Genomic DNA, 16,364 nt, shown 5'->3' with positions numbered 1-16,364 from the left:
AGCCAGCGGCGAAGGCCGCCAAGGCGCGTTCGGACCTGCGCCCGCGCCCACCAGCGGCTCACCGGCAGGCGGTCAGCCCGCGCCGGCCCGCCAAGCCTGCGCGATCGCAAAGTTTTCTCAACCATCCCACTTTATTGGGGGATCATGCCCTCGGTCTCCCCGCTTCCCCCCGAACCGCCCCCCGCCGCCGTGCCGGTGCTGCGCCTGCTCGGCCTCGGCGGCGGGCAGGCCGACCATGACGCGCGGATGCGCGCCGGCCATCTCGCGCACGTCCTCACCGCCTGGCCGTTCGCGCTCGCCGCGCAACTCCTCGCCAGCGCGGTGCTGATCGGCGCGGCGCTCGGCGACATCGCGCGTCATGGCCTGCCGGCCGGCCTCCTCGTCGCCATCGCCGCGCTGCTGCTGCCGTCGCTCGCCATCCATGCCATGCTCGCCGTGCCGCGCCTGCGCAGCTGGCCGCCGCACGTCCGCACCCGTGGCCTGACGCTGGCGGCGACGATCGTCGCCGGCGCGCTGGTCTGGCTGCTCTGGGAGGCGACGGGGCTGCGGGCCGGTCCGGTCCAGCCCGCCTGTATCGCCGGCATCGCCGGCGCGATCGGCATGACCGGCGTCGCGCTCTATCCGGTGCGTGCCGCGCTGCTCGGCTTCGCCGCCGGGCTGGTGCTCATGCTCGGGATCGTCGCGGGCAGCCTGTTGTCGGCGCTGGTCGCGCTCGCCGTCCTCGCCTGCGTCGCCTTCGCCACGCTGCGGCTCGCGCGGCTCGACGATCTCGCCATCCAGCGCCACGTCTCCGCCGCCCGCGAGGGCGGTCTCGCGGTCAAGATGATCGCCGAGTTCGAAGGGCATGGCACCAGCTGGTTCTGGGAGGCGGATCGCCAGGGCCGCATCACCTATCTGTCCGCCAAGGTCGCCGCCGCGCTCGCCCCGCGCTATCGCGATCCGCTCGGCTGCCTGCTCACCGACGTCTTCCGCATGGACAGCGCCGCACCGGGCACCGAGCGGACGCTCGCCTTCCACCTGTCGTCGCGCACGTCCTTCGCCGATTACACCATCTGCGCCGCCGGCGGCGAGGACGGTGCCGAGCCGGATCGCTGGTGGTCGATCTCGGGCCGACCGGTGATTGACGACCTCGGCCGATTCCAGGGGTTCATCGGCTCGGGCAGCGACCTCACCGAGAAGCGCAAGTCGGATGCGGAGATCACCCGGCTCGCGCTGTTCGACGGCCTCACCGGCCTCGCCAACCGCCAGCGCATGCGCCAGAGCCTCGACAAGACGCTGCAACCGCAGGGCGGCGTGCTGCGCCCCGCCTCGCTGTTCCTGATGGACCTCGACCGGTTCAAGGCGGTCAACGACACGCTCGGCCACCAGGCGGGCGACGCGCTGCTCAAACAGGTCGCGCAGCGGCTCCAGCGCGGCGTCGGCGAGGTCGGGCTGGTCGGCCGGCTCGGCGGCGACGAGTTCAAGGTGCTGCTGCCCGGCATCGATCATCGCGATATGCTGACCACGCTCGCCAAGGAGCTGATCGCGGCGCTGTCGCAGCCCTATTTTATCGCCGGCGCGACGGTGACGATCGGCTGTTCGATCGGCATCGCCATCGCTCCCCAGCATGGCGACAATGCCGAGGAGCTGGTCCGCAACGCCGACCTGGCGCTCTATGCCGCCAAGGCCGACGGCCGCGGCGTCCACCGCTTCTTCTCCGAGGAGATGCTATCCGGCGCGAAGAGCCGCAAGGCGCTCGAGGACGACATGCGCACCGCCCTGACCGAGGGCGGCTTCCACCTCCATTATCAGCCGGTCGTCTCGACCGCGACCGAGGCGATCACCGGCTATGAGGCGCTGCTGCGCTGGGAGCATCCGGTGCGCGGCCGCATCTCGCCCGCCGACTTCATCCCTGTGGCGGAGGAATGCGGGCTGATCGAGGCGCTCGGCGAATGGGTGCTGCGCACCGCCTGCGATGCCGCAGCGCGCTGGCCGCGCGCGGTGCGCGTCGCGGTTAACGTCTCGCCGATCCAGTTCGCCAACCCCGCCTTCCCCGCGATCGTCACCTCGGCGTTGTCGCGCAGCGGCCTGCCCGCCTCGCGCCTCGAACTGGAGATTACCGAGGGGGTGTTCCTCGACGAATCCGGCGCGACAGACGCGATGTTCAAGGCGCTGAAGGCGCTCGGCGTCCGGCTGGCGCTCGACGATTTCGGCACCGGCTATTCCAGCCTCGGCTATCTGCGCACGGCCCCCTTCGACAAGATCAAGATCGACCAGAGTTTCGTCCGCGGCGCCGCCCAGCCGGGCAACCGCAACGCGGCGATCATCCGCGCGATCGTCACGCTCGCCGACACGCTCGGCATGGAGACGACGGCGGAGGGGGTGGAGATCCAGGACGAGATCGACCTCGTCCGCTCGCTCGGCTGCAGCCACATCCAGGGCTTCGTCTATGGCCGCGGCATCGCCGATGCGGAGGTGGTGGCGCAGCTCGGCGGCGCGGTGCAGGCCGCGCCGATCGGCCACAAGACCAGCCGTGCGCCGCGCACCAAGATGCTGCGCTCGGCACGATTGGCGATCGGGCCGCATCAGGACGACGTGCGCATCCGCAACATCTCGAGTAGCGGCGCGATGATCGACGGCGTCGCCATCGACGCCGACGCGATCGGGCTCGACGTGCTGATCGAGCTGGTCGAGGACCAGATGTTCGCGGCCCGCGTCGCCTGGGCGCAGGATGGCCGTGCCGGCCTGCGGTTCGCCGAAAATTTCAATCTCGACCGTCTCCAGCAGTCCCAACCCAGCCGGATCCTGCGCCGCGGGACATGATTGTGTCACACGCGCCAACACTGCGATTCATGTCCGTTTCAGACGGATAGGCGGCGGGGCTTTTCGCGACTAAAAATTTTCGTTCGCGCATCGTTCTCTTGCGCTTTGCGGAAACCGCGGAAGTCCGCGCGTCGCGCCGCACCGGCTGCCGTCGCAGCGTCCTCGTCGGGCGGAACCGCCGCCCTGTCACCGCATTACCCCCTTGCCTGCCGCGTCGGTTTGCCACAACTTGTGGGGGTTGAGTTCGGGGGCGGACCCAATTGCTGGTAGAGAGCGCCATCGATACCCATATCGGGGTTCGTTGCAGGACACGGCGCGGCATCGCGTTGTGCTCATTTTGTTCTCTTCCGCGGGCCGCCTTGGTGGTAGCATGCGAATGTACCGCCGATTCGAACACTTAGAGAACGAAGGATCGGTTTCGATGGATTTCAGGGACACGCAGGGTGAAGCAATGACCAGCGACACGATCGAAGCGACCACGCACGAAGCGACCGCCACCACCACCACCGCCTCGCCCGCGACGCAGGATGTCGGCACCGGCAGCAAGGCCGTCCGCGCGCGCCCCTATCCGGTCGAGGTCGACCATAGCCGCGACGCGCTGCTCACCGACTTCGGCAAGGAAACGCTCAACGATCGCTACCTGCTGCCCGGCGAGAGCTATCAGGACCTCTTCGTCCGCGTCGCCTCGGCCTATGCCGACGATGCCGGCCACGCGCAGCGCCTCTACGATTATATCTCGAAGCTCTGGTTCATGCCGGCGACGCCGGTGCTGTCGAACGGCGGCACCGGGCGCGGCCTGCCGATCAGCTGCTATCTCAACTCGGTGCCCGACAGCCTGAACGGCATCGTCGACACCTGGAACGAGAACGTCTGGCTGGCCAGCCGCGGCGGCGGCATCGGCACCTATTGGGGCAACGTCCGCGGCATCGGCGAGCCGGTCGGCCTCAACGGCAAGACCAGCGGCATCATCCCCTTCGTCCGCGTGATGGACAGCCTGACGCTGGCGATCAGCCAGGGCTCGCTGCGCCGCGGGTCGGCCGCCTGCTATCTCGACATCAGCCACCCGGAGATCGAGGAGTTCCTCGAGATCCGCAAGCCGTCGGGCGATTTCAACCGCAAGGCGCTCAACCTGCACCACGGCGTGCTGCTCACCGACGCCTTCATGGAGGCGGTGCGCGACGGCGCCGAGTGGAACCTGCTCAGCCCCAAGGACCAGACCGTCCGCGCCACCGTCGACGCACGCTCGCTGTTCCAGAAGCTGGTCGAGACCCGGTTGCAGACCGGCGAGCCCTACATCGTCTTCGCCGACCACGTGAACCGCACGATGCCCAAGCATCATCGCGAGCTCGGCCTCAAGGTGTCGACCTCGAACCTGTGCAGCGAGATCACGCTGCCGACCGGCAAGGACCATCTCGGCAACGACCGTACCGCGGTCTGCTGCCTGTCGAGCCTCAACCTCGAGACCTGGGACCAGTGGAACGGCGACAAGCAGTTCATCGAGGACGTGATGCGCTTCCTCGACAATGTGCTGCAGGACTATATCGACCGCCACGAGCCGGGCATGGAGCGCGCCGCCTATAGCGCCGCGCGCGAACGCTCGGTCGGCCTCGGCGTGATGGGCTTCCACTCCTTCCTCCAGGCGCGCGGCCTGCCGTTCGAGGGGGCGATGGCCAAGTCGTGGAACCTCAAGATCTTCAAGCACATCAACGCGCAGGTGAACGAGGCGTCGATGCAGCTCGCGATCGAGCGCGGCCCCTGCCCCGACGCCGCCGACGTCGGCGTGATGGAGCGGTTCAGCTGCAAGATGGCGATCGCGCCGACCGCGTCGATCAGCATCATCTGCGGCGGCACCTCGGCGTGCATCGAGCCGATCCCTGCCAACATCTACACGCACAAGACGCTGTCGGGCAGCTTCTCGGTCAAGAATCCCTATCTCGAAAAGCTGCTCAACGAGAAATCGAAGAACAGCGAGGCGGTGTGGAACTCGATCCTCGAACATGGCGGCTCGGTGCAGCACCTCGACTTCCTGTCGACCGAGGAGAAGGACTGCTACAAGACCAGCTTCGAGATCGACCAGCGCTGGCTGCTCGAACTCGCCGGCGACCGCACGCCGTATATCGACCAGGCGCAATCGCTGAACCTGTTCATCCCCGCCGACGTCGAGAAGTGGGACCTGCTGATGCTCCACTTCCGGGCGTGGGAACTCGGCATCAAGTCGCTCTATTACCTGCGCTCCAAGTCGGTGCAGCGCGCCGGGTTCGCAGGGTCCGGCGGGGTCGAGGCGGACAATACGATCGCCGCACCCAAGTTCGAGATCGGCGAGACGACCGATTATGACGAATGTCTGGCGTGCCAGTGAGGTAGTGGGGCGGGTCGTCCTCACCCTCCCACCCGGCTCCGCCGGGCGGGCCCCTCCCTCTCACGGAGGGAGAGGGGGAAGGTGGCCACCATTCCCTCTCTCATCAGGAGAGGGAGGGAGCCGCGCTGCGGCGGAAGGGTGAGGGTGAGATGCGTCTCTACAAGAACCAGCCATCCGGCACCGTCCAGCACGCCCGTCAGCTCCGTCGCGCAGCACCGGAACCCGAACGCCGCCTGCTCCGTGCGCTTCGTGAGGCATTCCCGACGTTGAAATGGCGCCATCAAGCCCCCGTCGGACCCTACCGGGCCGACATCCTCTGCTTCTCCGAACGCCTCGTTATCGAGGTCGACGGCGACACCCATGCCGCCACGCCGGAAACCGACGCCATCCGCACCCGCTTCATCCAACGCCAAGGCTTTTCCGTGATCCGCTTCGCCAACCCTGACGTGATGACGAATCTGGACGGTGTTCTGGCCCATATCTCCTTCTCCCTCCGGGAGAAGGAAGGGGCCCGCACGGCAAAGCCGTGTGGGAAGGATGAGGGTGACCACGCACAAGAAAAGGGCGGCACCGCATGACCGGCACCGCCCTCACCCTTCCGCCGCCTAACGGCGGCTCCTTCCCTCTCCCGCTGGGAGAGGGAAATAGCGGATCACTCCGCCTCTTCGAACATGTCGACGGCGTTCTGCGCGGTCGCCGACAGGCGCACCGTGTCGCCCTCGATCTCGGCGACGAGGCCGGCGGGCAGGTAATGGTGCTTGCCGCCCTGCCCGTCCTGGGTGCTCGGCGAATCGTTCTTGGTGAGCTTGATGCGCTCGCCGTCGACGTGATCGACGGTGCCGACATGGACGCCGTCGGCGCCGATGACCTTCATATGCTCTTTGATGTTGCTGTGATCGTGCATGATACGTCTCCTGCGAGGGGTTCGGCGGTGAAACGAGCCGCCCCGCAATTGGATGCATCGCGCGCCATGGCCGGAGGCGTGCACTGATGCCGTTGCAGAGCCTCATCATGTTCGCGGTCGCCGCGATCTTCGGCCTCGGCGGCGCGTGGATGCTGTTCGAGCTGCGCCGGCCGCAGGGCCCGGCGCGCGTCTACGTCTACCGCATGGCCGGCATCATGGCCGTCTCCCTTGCCATCGTCCTCGCCTTTTCGGCGCATGCGATGTGGCAATGGAGCGGTCAGCCCTGATCTTTCGCGCCTATATCCTTTCCCCTGTCCCTCGGAGTACCCCATGTCCCTCCTCGAAGCCCGCAAGCAGTACAAGCCGTTCGAATACCCCTGGGCGTTCGAATTCTGGAAGCGTCAGCAGCAGCTCCACTGGCTCCCCGAAGAGGTGCCGCTGGGCGAGGATTGCCGCGACTGGGCGCAGAAGCTGACCGATCACGAGCGCAACCTGCTCACCCAGATCTTCCGCTTCTTCACCCAGGCGGACGTCGAGGTGCAGGATTGCTACCACGAGAAATACGGCCGCGTATTCAAGCCGACCGAGGTCAAGATGATGCTGACCGCGTTCAGCAACATGGAGACGGTGCATATCGCCGCCTACAGCCATCTGCTCGACACGATCGGCATGCCCGAGAGCGAATATGGCGCCTTCCTCGAATATGCCGAGATGAAGGAAAAGCATGACTACATGCAGAACTTCGGCGTCGACAACGATCAGGACATCGCCCGCACGCTCGCCATGTTCGGCGGCTTCACCGAGGGCGTGCAGCTGTTCGCCAGCTTCGCGATGCTGATGAACTTCCCGCGCTTCAACAAGATGAAGGGCATGGGCCAGATCGTCACCTGGTCGATCCGCGACGAGAGCCTGCATTGCGAGGGCATCATCAAGATGTTCCACACCTTCTGCCACGAGCGCCAGTGCCTGACCAAGGCGGTGAAGGACGATATCGCCGACGTCTGCCAGACGACGATCCGGCTCGAGGACAATTTCATCGACCTCGCGTTCGAGATGGGCCCGGTCAACGGCATGACGCCCAAGGAGATCAAGAAGTACATCCGCTACATCGCCGACTGGCGGATGGGGCAGCTCGGCCTGAAGCCGATCTACATGATCGACGAACACCCGCTGCCGTGGCTGGCGCCGATGCTGAACGGCGTCGAGCACGCGAATTTCTTCGAACAGCGCGCGACCGAATATTCGAAGGCGGCGACCAAGGGCCAGTGGAACGACGTCTGGGATTCGTTCGACAAGCGCCAGAAGGCGAAGATCGGCCGCCCGGCGAACGAGGATGCCGAGGCGAGCGGGGATATGTTCTCGCAGGCCGGCGTGGCGGCGGAGTAACGGAGACACCCACCAGCATGATTGAGCGGCAAATAATCACTCCTCACCCGTTGGACGATTGCGACGAGAATGAGTGTTACAAGACGATGATGGCGGAGCGGACCGTCCTCATCGCCGCTCAACGAGATGCTCAAGACAACTTAATCAAAACTATAATCCAGCTGTCCTCGGCTTTAATCGCGTTGATGGCTGGATTCATCACACAGTCGAAATTAAGCCTTTCAGCATCATCAAAAATAGTATTTTCGATATCATTATCGTCACTTAGTATAGCAATTATTTGCGGACTATTGGAAAACTTTTTCTCATCCGCGGCATACAACGAACAACAAAAGATCCTTGAAGATTATTATGGGAAGTACATAGATTCATTCACAGATGCTAAATCGAATAAATTTGTAAAACTGACCCAGATCGGGGCGTTCCTGTCTTTTCTCGTGGCGCTACTATGCCTCGCCATCTTTGGACTACTCGAAACAAAAGGAAAGAGTGATGTCAAAAACACCTCCGCCACCGCCCCCACCTCCGCCACCGCCCCCACCGCCGCCGTCGCCGCCCGGCAGGTTCAACGACGGGGGACAGGCGAATAAATCAGCAGCGCCCTCTATGCCTCCGCCCCCTCCAAAACGACGCTGACGGCAAATACTGCCAACCAACTTATTGGATCGGCAGCGTTACCACTGAAGACCAGGCTCGCGATTATATGCCCGTCATATCGCTCTTCTTCGGCATCGTGATCCGCATGTATTTCGACGATCACCCGCCACCGCATTTCCACGCAAGCTATCAGGGCTTTGAAGCGTTCGTGCGGATCGCCGATGGCGAGATCACCGAGGGCAGCCTGCCCCGCAAAGCTGCTCGTATCGTCCGGCAATGGGCGCTAGACCATCAGGCGGAGCTTATGGCAAACTGGCAGCGCGGCGTAGACCTTCAGCCGCTTGAGATGATCGCAGGAGCGGACCTTGATGATTAAACTCATCGATATCGCCATCATCGGCCCGGCGACCCTGTCGCTCGCCTTTTCCGACGGGAGCAGCGCCAATTGGTCCGCTGCCGAGCTGATCGCGCGTGACACGATCATGACCAGGCCGCTCGCCGACCCCAATTTCTTCGCACGGGCCTTCATCGAAGCAGGCGCATTGGCTTGGCCCAATGGTTTCGAGCTATCGGCGACGAGCCTGCACCGGCGTCTCGCCGAGGCCGGAGCGCTCATCAGGCCGGCAGCTTAACCCTACCGCAATCCCACCGCCTTAAACTCCGCCCATGCTTCCCTCACCGCGCATCTTCCGCAGCCGCTGGGCGGCGCTGCTCTGGGCCGGGGGGATCGTCTGGGCGGCGGTCGATTATGCCGGCTCGGCGTCGGACGGTACCGACGGCAACGCCGCGATCACCGACGCCTCGGGCGAGGTCGCCAATGCCGCCGACCTCGCCATCGTCGCCAATCTGATCGGCGGCTGAGTCGCGCGGGGCTCCCGCGCCGCCGTTGAATCGCGATCGCTCGGCCCTCGCCCGTCACGCCGCCAAGCCCCTCACAACACGCCAACAAGCTCGCCCCGCCGATCCGCGCTGTCCTACACGCGTCGTCGCCCGCTAGGCTCCCGTCCACGCCGGTTGCGAGCCTTTGACGGCGCGACGCTCTTTGCCAGCGGTGCAGACACCGAAGCGATGGCAGGCAATCGTTCCGATCAAGGTGTCCATCTTGTCGATGTCCGGCGTCCAACCGCTTGGACGGTCACGCAACCGGCTCAGCGCCCGCGTCGCGTCGGCGCGTGGAAGTCGGCGGGCTTGTCGGCGATCCAGCGGGCGAAGCGCGCAATCCCCGGATGCGCGGCGAGCGCCGCCGGATCGGCATAGGTCCGCGCCAGCTCGGCATTGGGGATCAGCGCATGGACGGTGCGGTGGCAGATCGGATGGACCGCGGCGGTGACGCGCCCGCCTTCGGACTTGGGGACGAGGTGGTGCCATTCCACCTTGCTGCCGAGCGGCCGGCCGCAGATCGGGCACGGCGGCGGCGCCGTCTCGCGTGCGGCGCGGGCCGCGGCCTCCGCCAGTCCCGCCCTGCGCTTCACCCGTCCGACCATGGTACCGATATAGGCAGGGACGGGCCGGCAATCACCGGCGGTACAACGAAAAAGGGCGGGCCTGCCGTAGCAGACCCGCCCCCATCGAACCGTTCGTGCGAACGATTAGAAGTGTGCGACCACACCCGCCATCGGGCGGAAGCTGTGCGCGTCGTCGAAGGTCGAAACCTCCATACGCAGGCGCAGGCCCGAATTGCCGGTCAGGCCGCCGAGGCCGATGTCCTTCGGGCCGACTTCGGCGCCGATGCCATAGACGGTCGCGTGATAGTCGCGGTTCAGGTCGCCAGCGACGCCCGGAGCGAACTTGTCGAAGTTGTTCCAGCGGTAGCCGACCTTGCCGTAGAACAGGCCGCTGTCGCCGGCGCGGAAGCCGAAGCGGCCGTATGCGCCATACTGCCAGTCGATGTCACCCGACACGCCCTTGGCGACCGAACCCTCGGCGCCGACGAACACCGGGCCGAGCGGCACGTTGAAGCCGACGATGCCTTCGATCAGCGCGCCGTCGAGGTTGTAGCCCTTGGGCTGCGCGGGGATGCCGGCAACGGCCTGGCGGTCGAACTGCTCCCAGCCGCCCATCACGGCGACGTACGGCTCGATGCCGAAAGCGCGCGTGCCGTCCGGAGCCTGGGGCGCGGTGTCGACCTGCGCGTCGGTGGCGACGGCGGTGTCGGTCGTGCCGGTGGTCGACATGTCCTGCGCGAAGGCGGGGACGGCGAAGGACGCTGCCGCAACGGCGGCCGCGAGGGCGAGCTTACGCATGTGTGTTTACCTTGTGTTGCCTCAACTCGGGCGACGACGACGTATCGTCGTTCAGCCCAGGTCCGTTCAAACTGCGATTTTGGACCTTTGTTGCAATGCGAAGTCACTTTTGGCGGGAACGTTCGACCGTGTGGCTTTCGCGCCACAGTTCCTGTCACCCGGATGAACGCCCTCTCGGTACCGTCGGCGGACGGCCGGGCAAGGCGGCGGACGGGGTATGCAGGGGGCCGTTCGCCGGTGCGGAACGGCAGCGTGTCAGGGGATGCTTAGCGTACGCCGGGGGCAACCTTGGGCAGCGCGGCGCTCGGCAGCGGCGCCGGCTTGCTGGTGGCGCGCGTCGTGCGATGGCCAGTCCCGGCGGCGTAATTGGCGATGTCGGATTGCGCTCGCGAGGCCGCCGCTTCGACGTCGACCGCATTGGCCGGCTCTTCGGTCACCGGCCCCGAACAGGCGGCCAGGCTCATCGCCCATGGCAGGCACAGCAGGTTACGCATCAACAGGTCCGTCAGTCAGGGGGGCGGCCAACGCCGCCCCGCGGGCATCGTTCCACCCCGGTCAGGCCGGGGGTGGCACGATGCCGGGCTGGTTCAGGGTCGCAGCGCCACGTCGTCGGCGTCGTCGACATCCTCGTCGGACGTCGTGCCGGCGTCGAAATCGTCCTGGGCGTCATCCTCGTCGATATCGTCCTCGTCCATGTCGACGGTCGGGTCGCTCTCGCCGACCTCCTCCGAATCCATGTCGAGTTCGTCGATCGATTCCTCTTCCTCGTCATCGTCGCCGAGGTCGGGGTTGAGGTCGGTCAGCACCAGCCCGTCGCTGGGGCCGTTGCGCGTCGCCTCCAGGATCTCGGCGCGCTGGCTCTCGTCATAGCCTTCTTCGTCATAGCCGTCGTCGCCCGACCCATGACCCGTGACCTGATGTCCACCCATCACAACCTCCTCGTGTTACCCGGTGCGAACGGCGGGGAGGCAGCGGCGGTTCCGCGGCATCGCTCAGGCGGGGCGGAACAGCCGGCCGCGCTCGGTGATCGCGACGACGCTCAGCGCGATGACGCCGCAGATCAGGAAGCCGGCGGCGAGCGGCGCGGTGCTGCCGTCGAACGCCTGGCCGATGACCAGGCCGATCAGCGCGCCGAAGGTGACGCTGGTGAAGCCCTGGACGCTCGACGCGGTGCCGGCGATGCCGCCCATATTCTCCATCGCCATCGACGAGAAATTGGAGGTGGCGAGGCCGAAACAGCCCATGGTCAGCGCCTGGAGGATGACGAAGCCGACCAACGTCTCATAGCCGGCGAGCGCGATGGCGAGGTGGATCGCGCTCAGCACGACCAGCATCGTCACCGCGCTATGGCTGATCAGCCGCGTGCCGAGCCGCATTACCAGCCGCGCGTTGGTCAGGTTTGCCGCCGCCATCAGCCCCGCGGTCACCGCGAACATCACCGCGAGCAGCTGCGGGTGCTCGAACGTGTCGAACATGATCTGCTGGACGGAATTGAGATAGCCGTAGAGCGCGCCCATCAGCGAGGTCGAGGCGAGCGTATAGCCGAGCGACCAGCGATCGCTCAGCGTCTGCTTCCAGCCGCCCGCGACGCGCCGCACCGACAGCGGCTGCTGCGCATCGACGTGGAGCGTTTCGGGCATGCGGATGAAGAACCAGGTCCAGATCACCAGGCTCAGCCCGGCGACGACCCAGAAGATGCCGCGCCAATTGGCGAACAACAGCACCGTCTGGCCGAAGGCGGGGGCGAGCACGGGAACGATCATGAACACCATGAACGCGATCGACATGACCCGCGCCATCGGCCGGCCGTGATAGCAGTCGCGCACCATCGCGACCGTGGCGACGCGCGTCGCGGCGACCATCGCGCCGCCGAACACGCGCGCGGCGAGCAGCAGCGGAAAGCTCGCCGACACCGCACAGGCGATATTGGCGATGACATAGCCGCCGATCGCCCACAGCAGCACCGTCCGCCGCCCGAACCGGTCGGCGAGCGGCCCATGCGCGAGCTGCGCGATGCCGAAGCCGAGGACGAAGGCGGTGACGATGAACTGGCGCTGGTTCTCGGTGGCGATGCCCAGCGACCGCCCGATCGCGGGCAGCGCCGGCAGCATCGAATCGATGCCGAGCGCGGCGAGCGACATCAGCGCCGCGACCAGCGCGACGAACTCGACGAAGCCGATCGGCGCGCCGGCCGGCTCGGCCGCAACGCTCGGGGAAGCGCCGACGAGCGCCGGCGCGGGGGTGTGGGATGAACGTGTCACGATGGCGCCTCCTACGCGCAAGCGCCCGCCATCGGAACCCCGCTTGATCGGCCGTGGCGGAGCGCCTACGTGTATTGCCTGATCAATACACGAGGCCCGCCATGACCCGCCTGCTGCTCTGCGCCGCCCTGCTCGCGCTGCCGCTCACCGCCTGCGATCGTTCGGGCGAAGGCACGTCGGTGTCGATCAACGCCGACGGCGGCAACGTGCGCGGCGCGGTCGATGCGAAGTCGGGGCAGATGAAGATCGACCTCCCCGGCCTCTCCGGCCAGATCAAGCTGCCCAAGATTCAGCTCGACGCGACCAACTTCGACCTCAACGGCGTCCACCTCTACCCCGGCTCGACGATCGAGGCGGTCGACGTCGCCGGCAAGGAAGAGGCGGGCAACCTGCGCGTGCGCTTCACCAGCCCCGCCTCCGCCGATCGGGTCCGCGGCTGGTTCCAGGAACGGCTCGGCAAGGCGGGCTTCACGGTGAAGCAGAACGGCCAGGGCCTCAGCGGCACTACCGACGAGGACCAGCCCTTCCGCCTCGACCTCGCCAATGACGGCGAACGGGCGAAGGGCACGATCACCGTAGGCGGCTGACGCCCCCGTCAGCCCATCATGTCCGCTTGGCGGGGGTAGAGTTACGTTGCGCCCTTCTCCCGCGCCGCGGCCAGCACCGCTTCGGCATGACCGGGCACCTTGACCTTGCGCCACGCCTTAGCGAGCCGCCCGTCGGCACCGAACAGGAAGGTCGCCCGCTCGATCCCCATATAGGTCTTGCCGTACATCTGCTTCTCGCCCCACGTGCCGAAGGCGTCGCAGGCGCTGCCGTCCTCGTCGCTCGCCAGCCCAACGGTGAGGCCATATTTGGCGATGAACTTGGCGTGTTTGGCGGGCGGGTCCTTGCTGATCCCGAGGACGCTCACCCCCGCGGCGGCGAACGCCTCCGACAGCGCCGAAAAGTCCTGCGCCTCCCGCGTGCACCCGGTGGTATCGTCCTTGGGATAGAAATAGATCACCGCCGGCAGCGGCACATCCGCCAGCGCCATGGGCGAGCCATCGGGGGCGGTCACCGTCACCGCCGGGATCGTCGCGCCGTCATCCATGTCTGCCTCCTGTCGTGCGGGCCCAGGCCGCCTCGACCTCCTGCCGCGTCGCGGTCAGCGCGGCAAGCACCGCGTCCCAGCCGTCGAGGCGCAGCGCGCGCGCGATCAGATCGCGGGTCGCCGGCGGCGGCTCGGCCGCATCAGGCGCGACGAGCCGCAGCACGACGAGCAGACGGGTCAGCAGGTCGTTCGCCGCCGCCAGTCCGCCCGGCAACAGTCCCGCCGCGACCAGCGCCGCGATTGCGGTGCCGAGATGCGGATCGAAGCCGGTGCGGTGACAGAGCTGCGCGAGATGGACGGTGAATTCCAGATCGACCAGCCCGCCGGGCAGCAACTTGGCATCGAGCGGCCCGGTCGGCGGCTTGTGCCGCGCCATCTCGGCGCGCATCGCCACCGCCTCGCCGGCAAGGTCACGCTCGGGCCGCGCGCCCCCGAGCACGTCGGCGATCACCGCCGCCGCCGCCGCGCGCCCGGCGGCCGATCCGAACACCGGCCGTGCGCGGGTCAGCGCCATATGCTCCCAGGTCCATGCCTCCTCGCGCTGATAGCGGGCGAAGGAGTCGAGCGACACGACCAGCGGCCCCTGCGTCCCCGATGGCCGCAGCCGCGTGTCGACCGGATAGAGCGGCCCCGCCGCGGTCGGCACCGACAGCGCCGCGGTCACCCGCTGCGCCAGCCGATTGTAATAGAGCGTCGCGCCCAGCGGCTTGGCGCCGTCGGATTCGGCGTTGAAGTCGCCGGTGAAGAGATAGACGAGGTCGAGGTCGCTGGCATGGGTCAGCGCGCAGCCCCCGAGCCGCCCGAAGGCGAGGATCAGCAACTCGCTGTCCGGCACCCGGCCGTGCGCCTGCGCGAATTCGGCGATCGTCGCCTCGGCGAGCACCTCGATCGCCGCCTCGGCGAGCCGGGAATAGCCTGCCGCCGCGTCGAGCGGATCGGCGGCGCCCGCCACCACCTGCGAACCGAGCGCGAACCGCTTCTCGCCGACGATGCGGCGGACATGGTCGAGCAGCGCCTGATAATCGCGCCCCTCGCCGCGCTTCATCTCGGCGGCGAGTGTCGCGACATCGCCGAGCGGCTCGAACGCGCCGGGATCGATCAGCCAGTCGATCAGCTCGGGCCGCGTCGCCAGCGCGTCGGCGAGCGGCGCGGCATGGCTGAGGATCGTCGCGAGCAGCGCCGCGAGACCGGGCCGCGCCTCGAGCAGACGCAGGATGTTGATCGCGCTCGCCAGCCGTTCGAGCAGCACGTCGAGCCGCAGCAGCGCCGCGGCGGGATCGGGCGCGCCGGCGAGCGCCGGCATCAGCACCGGCAGCACCGCTTCCAGCGCCGCGCGCGCCGCGGGGCTGCGCAGCGCCGGGTAGCGGCCCGCGCGCCAGCCGGCGATCCGCGCCGCCGCCGCCTCGCCATCGGCAAAGCCCGCCGCGTGCAGCCGCTCGGCCAGCGCCTGCGGATCGTGCGGAAACTCCGATCCCCGCCCGTCGTCCAGTGCATCGTAGATCCGCCCGGCTTGCTCGACCGGCCCGCGTAGCAGCGCGATCAATACATCGCCGTCGTCGACCCCGTGCAGCCGTGCGACCGTATCCAGCGCCGCGCCGGTCGGCAGGCTATGCGTCTGCCGATCGTCGATCATCTGGACGCGATGTTCGATCGTGCGCAACAGCGTGTAGGAGCCGGTCAGCGCCGCCGCCTCGTCCACGCCGATCCAGCCCGCCTCGGCGAGCCGCGCCAGCGCGTCGCGGGTCGCCGGTGCCCGCAGCGCCGGATCGCGGCCGCCATGGATCAGCTGGTGGATCTGCGCGAAGAACTCCGCCTCGCGGATGCCGCCGCGCCCGCGCTTGAGGTCGTAGCCGGGGCCGAACGCCTGGCCGCTGGCATAATGATCGCGAATCCGCCGCGACAGGTCGCGGATTTCGCCGATCGCGCCGAAGTCGAGCCCGCGCCGCCAGACGAAGGGCCGTATCGCATCGAGGAAATAGCGGCCGAGCGCGAGGTCCCCCGCCGCCGCCCGCGCCCGGATGAACGCCGCCCGCTCCCAGGTCAGCGCCTGCGATTCATAATAGCCGATCGCCCCGTCGACCGGCAGCGCGATCGGCGTTGCCTCGGGCGACGGCCGCAGCCGCAGGTCGACGCGCAGCACATAACCGTCGCCATCGCGCGCCTGGAGCAGCTCGACCACGCGCTTGGCGATGCGCACCGCCGCCTCTTCGGGCTCCTCGCGCGCGCGATGCGGCAGCGTACGCGGATCGAAGATCAGGATCGGATCGATGTCGGAGGAATAATTGAGCTCGCGGCTGCCCTGCTTGCCGAGCGCGATCGCCGCAAAGCCGCGCGGCTCGGCACCGGGGGTCCGCTCCTCGATCGCCGCGCGGATCGCCCGGTCGAGCGCACGATCGGCGAAATCGCTCAGCGCCTGCGTCACCCCGGTGAGGTCGAGCACGCCGGCGAGGTCGCCGATCGCGACGCTCAGCGCCAATGCGCGCCGGTCGAGCCGCAATTGCCGCGCGATCGGCATGTCGGGCGTCGCGGTGGTATAGGCCAGGTCGAACTGCCCCGCCGCCAGCCGTTCCGCCAGCACCGGCTCCCGGTCGATCAGTAGCGCGAGAAAGGGAGCATGCGCCCGGGCACGATCGAGCGCATCGGTGACGATCGGCGGCATCGGCTTATCCTTCATGATCGGCGCAACGTTTCTGCCGGACGAACGTTCTAGCCATCATGA

18 protein-coding genes are annotated in these 16,364 nt (G+C 67.5%); 10 read left to right on the top strand and 8 right to left on the bottom strand.

Annotated elements, in window-relative coordinates; genetic code table 11:
* The first annotated feature begins 144 nt into the window (after positions 1-144).
* The 3 genes from HD841_RS04955 to HD841_RS04945 all read left to right on the top strand — a co-directional run bounded on the left by HD841_RS04955 (position 145) and on the right by HD841_RS04945 (position 5,739).
* On the top strand, positions 145-2,802 hold the full coding sequence (locus HD841_RS04955; RefSeq protein WP_257015242.1) for an EAL domain-containing protein: 2,658 nt from the start codon (positions 145-147) through the stop codon (positions 2,800-2,802).
* 421 nt (positions 2,803-3,223) lie between these two features.
* Entirely contained in the window at positions 3,224-5,161 is a 1,938-nt protein-coding gene (locus tag HD841_RS04950; RefSeq protein WP_179507724.1) for a ribonucleoside-diphosphate reductase subunit alpha, read from the top strand.
* Between the two features lie 149 nt (positions 5,162-5,310).
* Entirely contained in the window at positions 5,311-5,739 is a 429-nt protein-coding gene (locus tag HD841_RS04945; RefSeq protein WP_179507723.1) for an endonuclease domain-containing protein, read from the top strand.
* 74 nt (positions 5,740-5,813) lie between these two features.
* On the opposite strand, the gene HD841_RS04940 is transcribed toward HD841_RS04945, so the two are convergent.
* The gene (locus tag HD841_RS04940; RefSeq protein ID WP_179507722.1) at positions 5,814-6,065 is read right to left on the bottom strand and encodes a DUF2171 domain-containing protein; all 252 of its coding nucleotides are present in this window, start codon (positions 6,063-6,065) and stop codon (positions 5,814-5,816) included.
* Between the two features lie 86 nt (positions 6,066-6,151).
* On the opposite strand from HD841_RS04940, the gene HD841_RS04935 reads away from it, so the two are divergent.
* From HD841_RS04935 to HD841_RS04910, 6 genes are all read left to right on the top strand, one after another.
* The gene (locus HD841_RS04935) at positions 6,152-6,352 is read left to right on the top strand and encodes a hypothetical protein (RefSeq protein WP_179507721.1); all 201 of its coding nucleotides are present in this window, start codon (positions 6,152-6,154) and stop codon (positions 6,350-6,352) included.
* A gap of 43 nt (positions 6,353-6,395) precedes the next feature.
* On the top strand, positions 6,396-7,451 hold the full coding sequence (locus tag HD841_RS04930; protein WP_179507720.1) for a ribonucleotide-diphosphate reductase subunit beta: 1,056 nt from the start codon (positions 6,396-6,398) through the stop codon (positions 7,449-7,451).
* A 17-nt stretch (positions 7,452-7,468) separates the two neighbouring features.
* Complete coding sequence (locus tag HD841_RS20580) at positions 7,469-8,041, top strand: hypothetical protein (protein ID WP_218845453.1); 573 nt, start codon at positions 7,469-7,471, stop codon at positions 8,039-8,041.
* A gap of 113 nt (positions 8,042-8,154) precedes the next feature.
* Positions 8,155-8,424 carry a DUF4160 domain-containing protein gene (locus HD841_RS04920; RefSeq protein WP_179507719.1) on the top strand — a complete coding sequence of 90 codons (270 nt, stop codon included), beginning with the start codon at positions 8,155-8,157 and terminating at the stop codon, positions 8,422-8,424.
* Positions 8,417-8,680 carry a DUF2442 domain-containing protein gene (locus HD841_RS04915; protein WP_179507718.1) on the top strand — a complete coding sequence of 88 codons (264 nt, stop codon included), beginning with the start codon at positions 8,417-8,419 and terminating at the stop codon, positions 8,678-8,680. The genes HD841_RS04920 and HD841_RS04915 overlap by 8 nt, the downstream gene beginning before the upstream one ends.
* A gap of 34 nt (positions 8,681-8,714) precedes the next feature.
* A complete protein-coding gene (locus tag HD841_RS04910) occupies positions 8,715-8,909 on the top strand; it encodes a hypothetical protein (protein WP_179507717.1) in 195 nt (64 codons plus the stop codon).
* Positions 8,910-9,196: 287 nt separating this feature from the next.
* Here the strand turns inward: HD841_RS04910 and HD841_RS04905 are convergent, their stop codons facing one another.
* The 5 genes from HD841_RS04905 to HD841_RS04885 all read right to left on the bottom strand — a co-directional run bounded on the left by HD841_RS04905 (position 9,197) and on the right by HD841_RS04885 (position 12,552).
* On the bottom strand, positions 9,197-9,532 hold the full coding sequence (locus HD841_RS04905; protein ID WP_257015241.1) for an HNH endonuclease: 336 nt from the start codon (positions 9,530-9,532) through the stop codon (positions 9,197-9,199).
* Positions 9,533-9,637: 105 nt separating this feature from the next.
* The gene (locus HD841_RS04900) at positions 9,638-10,291 is read right to left on the bottom strand and encodes an outer membrane protein (protein ID WP_179507716.1); all 654 of its coding nucleotides are present in this window, start codon (positions 10,289-10,291) and stop codon (positions 9,638-9,640) included.
* Positions 10,292-10,557: 266 nt separating this feature from the next.
* A complete protein-coding gene (locus HD841_RS04895) occupies positions 10,558-10,785 on the bottom strand; it encodes a hypothetical protein (RefSeq protein ID WP_179507715.1) in 228 nt (75 codons plus the stop codon).
* A gap of 93 nt (positions 10,786-10,878) precedes the next feature.
* Complete coding sequence (locus HD841_RS04890; RefSeq protein ID WP_179507714.1) at positions 10,879-11,220, bottom strand: DNA primase; 342 nt, start codon at positions 11,218-11,220, stop codon at positions 10,879-10,881.
* 63 nt (positions 11,221-11,283) lie between these two features.
* Positions 11,284-12,552 (bottom strand): multidrug effflux MFS transporter, encoded by a 1,269-nt coding sequence (locus tag HD841_RS04885; RefSeq protein ID WP_179507713.1) that lies wholly within the window; start codon positions 12,550-12,552, stop codon positions 11,284-11,286.
* A gap of 101 nt (positions 12,553-12,653) precedes the next feature.
* Between HD841_RS04885 and HD841_RS04880 the strand changes: the two genes are divergently transcribed.
* Complete coding sequence (locus HD841_RS04880) at positions 12,654-13,139, top strand: hypothetical protein (RefSeq protein WP_179507712.1); 486 nt, start codon at positions 12,654-12,656, stop codon at positions 13,137-13,139.
* Between the two features lie 41 nt (positions 13,140-13,180).
* Here HD841_RS04880 and HD841_RS04875 read toward each other — a convergent pair whose 3' ends face one another.
* A complete protein-coding gene (locus HD841_RS04875; RefSeq protein WP_179507711.1) occupies positions 13,181-13,645 on the bottom strand; it encodes a peroxiredoxin in 465 nt (154 codons plus the stop codon).
* Positions 13,638-16,304: a bifunctional [glutamine synthetase] adenylyltransferase/[glutamine synthetase]-adenylyl-L-tyrosine phosphorylase gene (locus HD841_RS04870; RefSeq protein ID WP_257015239.1), complete on the bottom strand. Its 2,667-nt coding sequence runs from the start codon at positions 16,302-16,304 to the stop codon at positions 13,638-13,640. The genes HD841_RS04875 and HD841_RS04870 overlap by 8 nt, the downstream gene beginning before the upstream one ends.
* Positions 16,305-16,364 lie beyond the last annotated feature (60 nt).

This window comes from Sphingomonas melonis (assembly GCF_013409985.1).
In the GTDB taxonomy this organism is placed as follows: Bacteria; Pseudomonadota; Alphaproteobacteria; order Sphingomonadales; family Sphingomonadaceae; genus Sphingomonas; species Sphingomonas melonis_A.
The sequence above is the reverse complement of the archived record's forward strand: the minus strand, read 5'-3'. Positions and strand labels throughout refer to the sequence as shown.

Excerpts from the sequence above, each read along its gene's own strand:
- HD841_RS04955 (WP_257015242.1), top strand. The coding sequence starts at position 145 with ATGCCCTCGGTCTCCCCGCTTCCCCCCGAACCGCCCCCCGCCGCCGTG.
- HD841_RS04950 (WP_179507724.1), top strand. The coding sequence starts at position 3,224 with ATGGATTTCAGGGACACGCAGGGTGAAGCAATGACCAGCGACACGATC.
- HD841_RS04945 (WP_179507723.1), top strand. The coding sequence starts at position 5,311 with ATGCGTCTCTACAAGAACCAGCCATCCGGCACCGTCCAGCACGCCCGT.
- HD841_RS04940 (WP_179507722.1), bottom strand. The coding sequence starts at position 6,065 with ATGCACGATCACAGCAACATCAAAGAGCATATGAAGGTCATCGGCGCC.
- HD841_RS04935 (WP_179507721.1), top strand. The coding sequence starts at position 6,152 with ATGCCGTTGCAGAGCCTCATCATGTTCGCGGTCGCCGCGATCTTCGGC.
- HD841_RS04930 (WP_179507720.1), top strand. The coding sequence starts at position 6,396 with ATGTCCCTCCTCGAAGCCCGCAAGCAGTACAAGCCGTTCGAATACCCC.
- HD841_RS20580 (WP_218845453.1), top strand. The coding sequence starts at position 7,469 with ATGATTGAGCGGCAAATAATCACTCCTCACCCGTTGGACGATTGCGAC.
- HD841_RS04920 (WP_179507719.1), top strand. The coding sequence starts at position 8,155 with ATGCCCGTCATATCGCTCTTCTTCGGCATCGTGATCCGCATGTATTTC.
- HD841_RS04915 (WP_179507718.1), top strand. The coding sequence starts at position 8,417 with ATGATTAAACTCATCGATATCGCCATCATCGGCCCGGCGACCCTGTCG.
- HD841_RS04910 (WP_179507717.1), top strand. The coding sequence starts at position 8,715 with ATGCTTCCCTCACCGCGCATCTTCCGCAGCCGCTGGGCGGCGCTGCTC.
- HD841_RS04905 (WP_257015241.1), bottom strand. The coding sequence starts at position 9,532 with ATGGTCGGACGGGTGAAGCGCAGGGCGGGACTGGCGGAGGCCGCGGCC.
- HD841_RS04900 (WP_179507716.1), bottom strand. The coding sequence starts at position 10,291 with ATGCGTAAGCTCGCCCTCGCGGCCGCCGTTGCGGCAGCGTCCTTCGCC.
- HD841_RS04895 (WP_179507715.1), bottom strand. The coding sequence starts at position 10,785 with ATGCGTAACCTGCTGTGCCTGCCATGGGCGATGAGCCTGGCCGCCTGT.
- HD841_RS04890 (WP_179507714.1), bottom strand. The coding sequence starts at position 11,220 with ATGGGTGGACATCAGGTCACGGGTCATGGGTCGGGCGACGACGGCTAT.
- HD841_RS04880 (WP_179507712.1), top strand. The coding sequence starts at position 12,654 with ATGACCCGCCTGCTGCTCTGCGCCGCCCTGCTCGCGCTGCCGCTCACC.
- HD841_RS04875 (WP_179507711.1), bottom strand. The coding sequence starts at position 13,645 with ATGGATGACGGCGCGACGATCCCGGCGGTGACGGTGACCGCCCCCGAT.
- HD841_RS04870 (WP_257015239.1), bottom strand. The coding sequence starts at position 16,304 with ATGCCGCCGATCGTCACCGATGCGCTCGATCGTGCCCGGGCGCATGCT.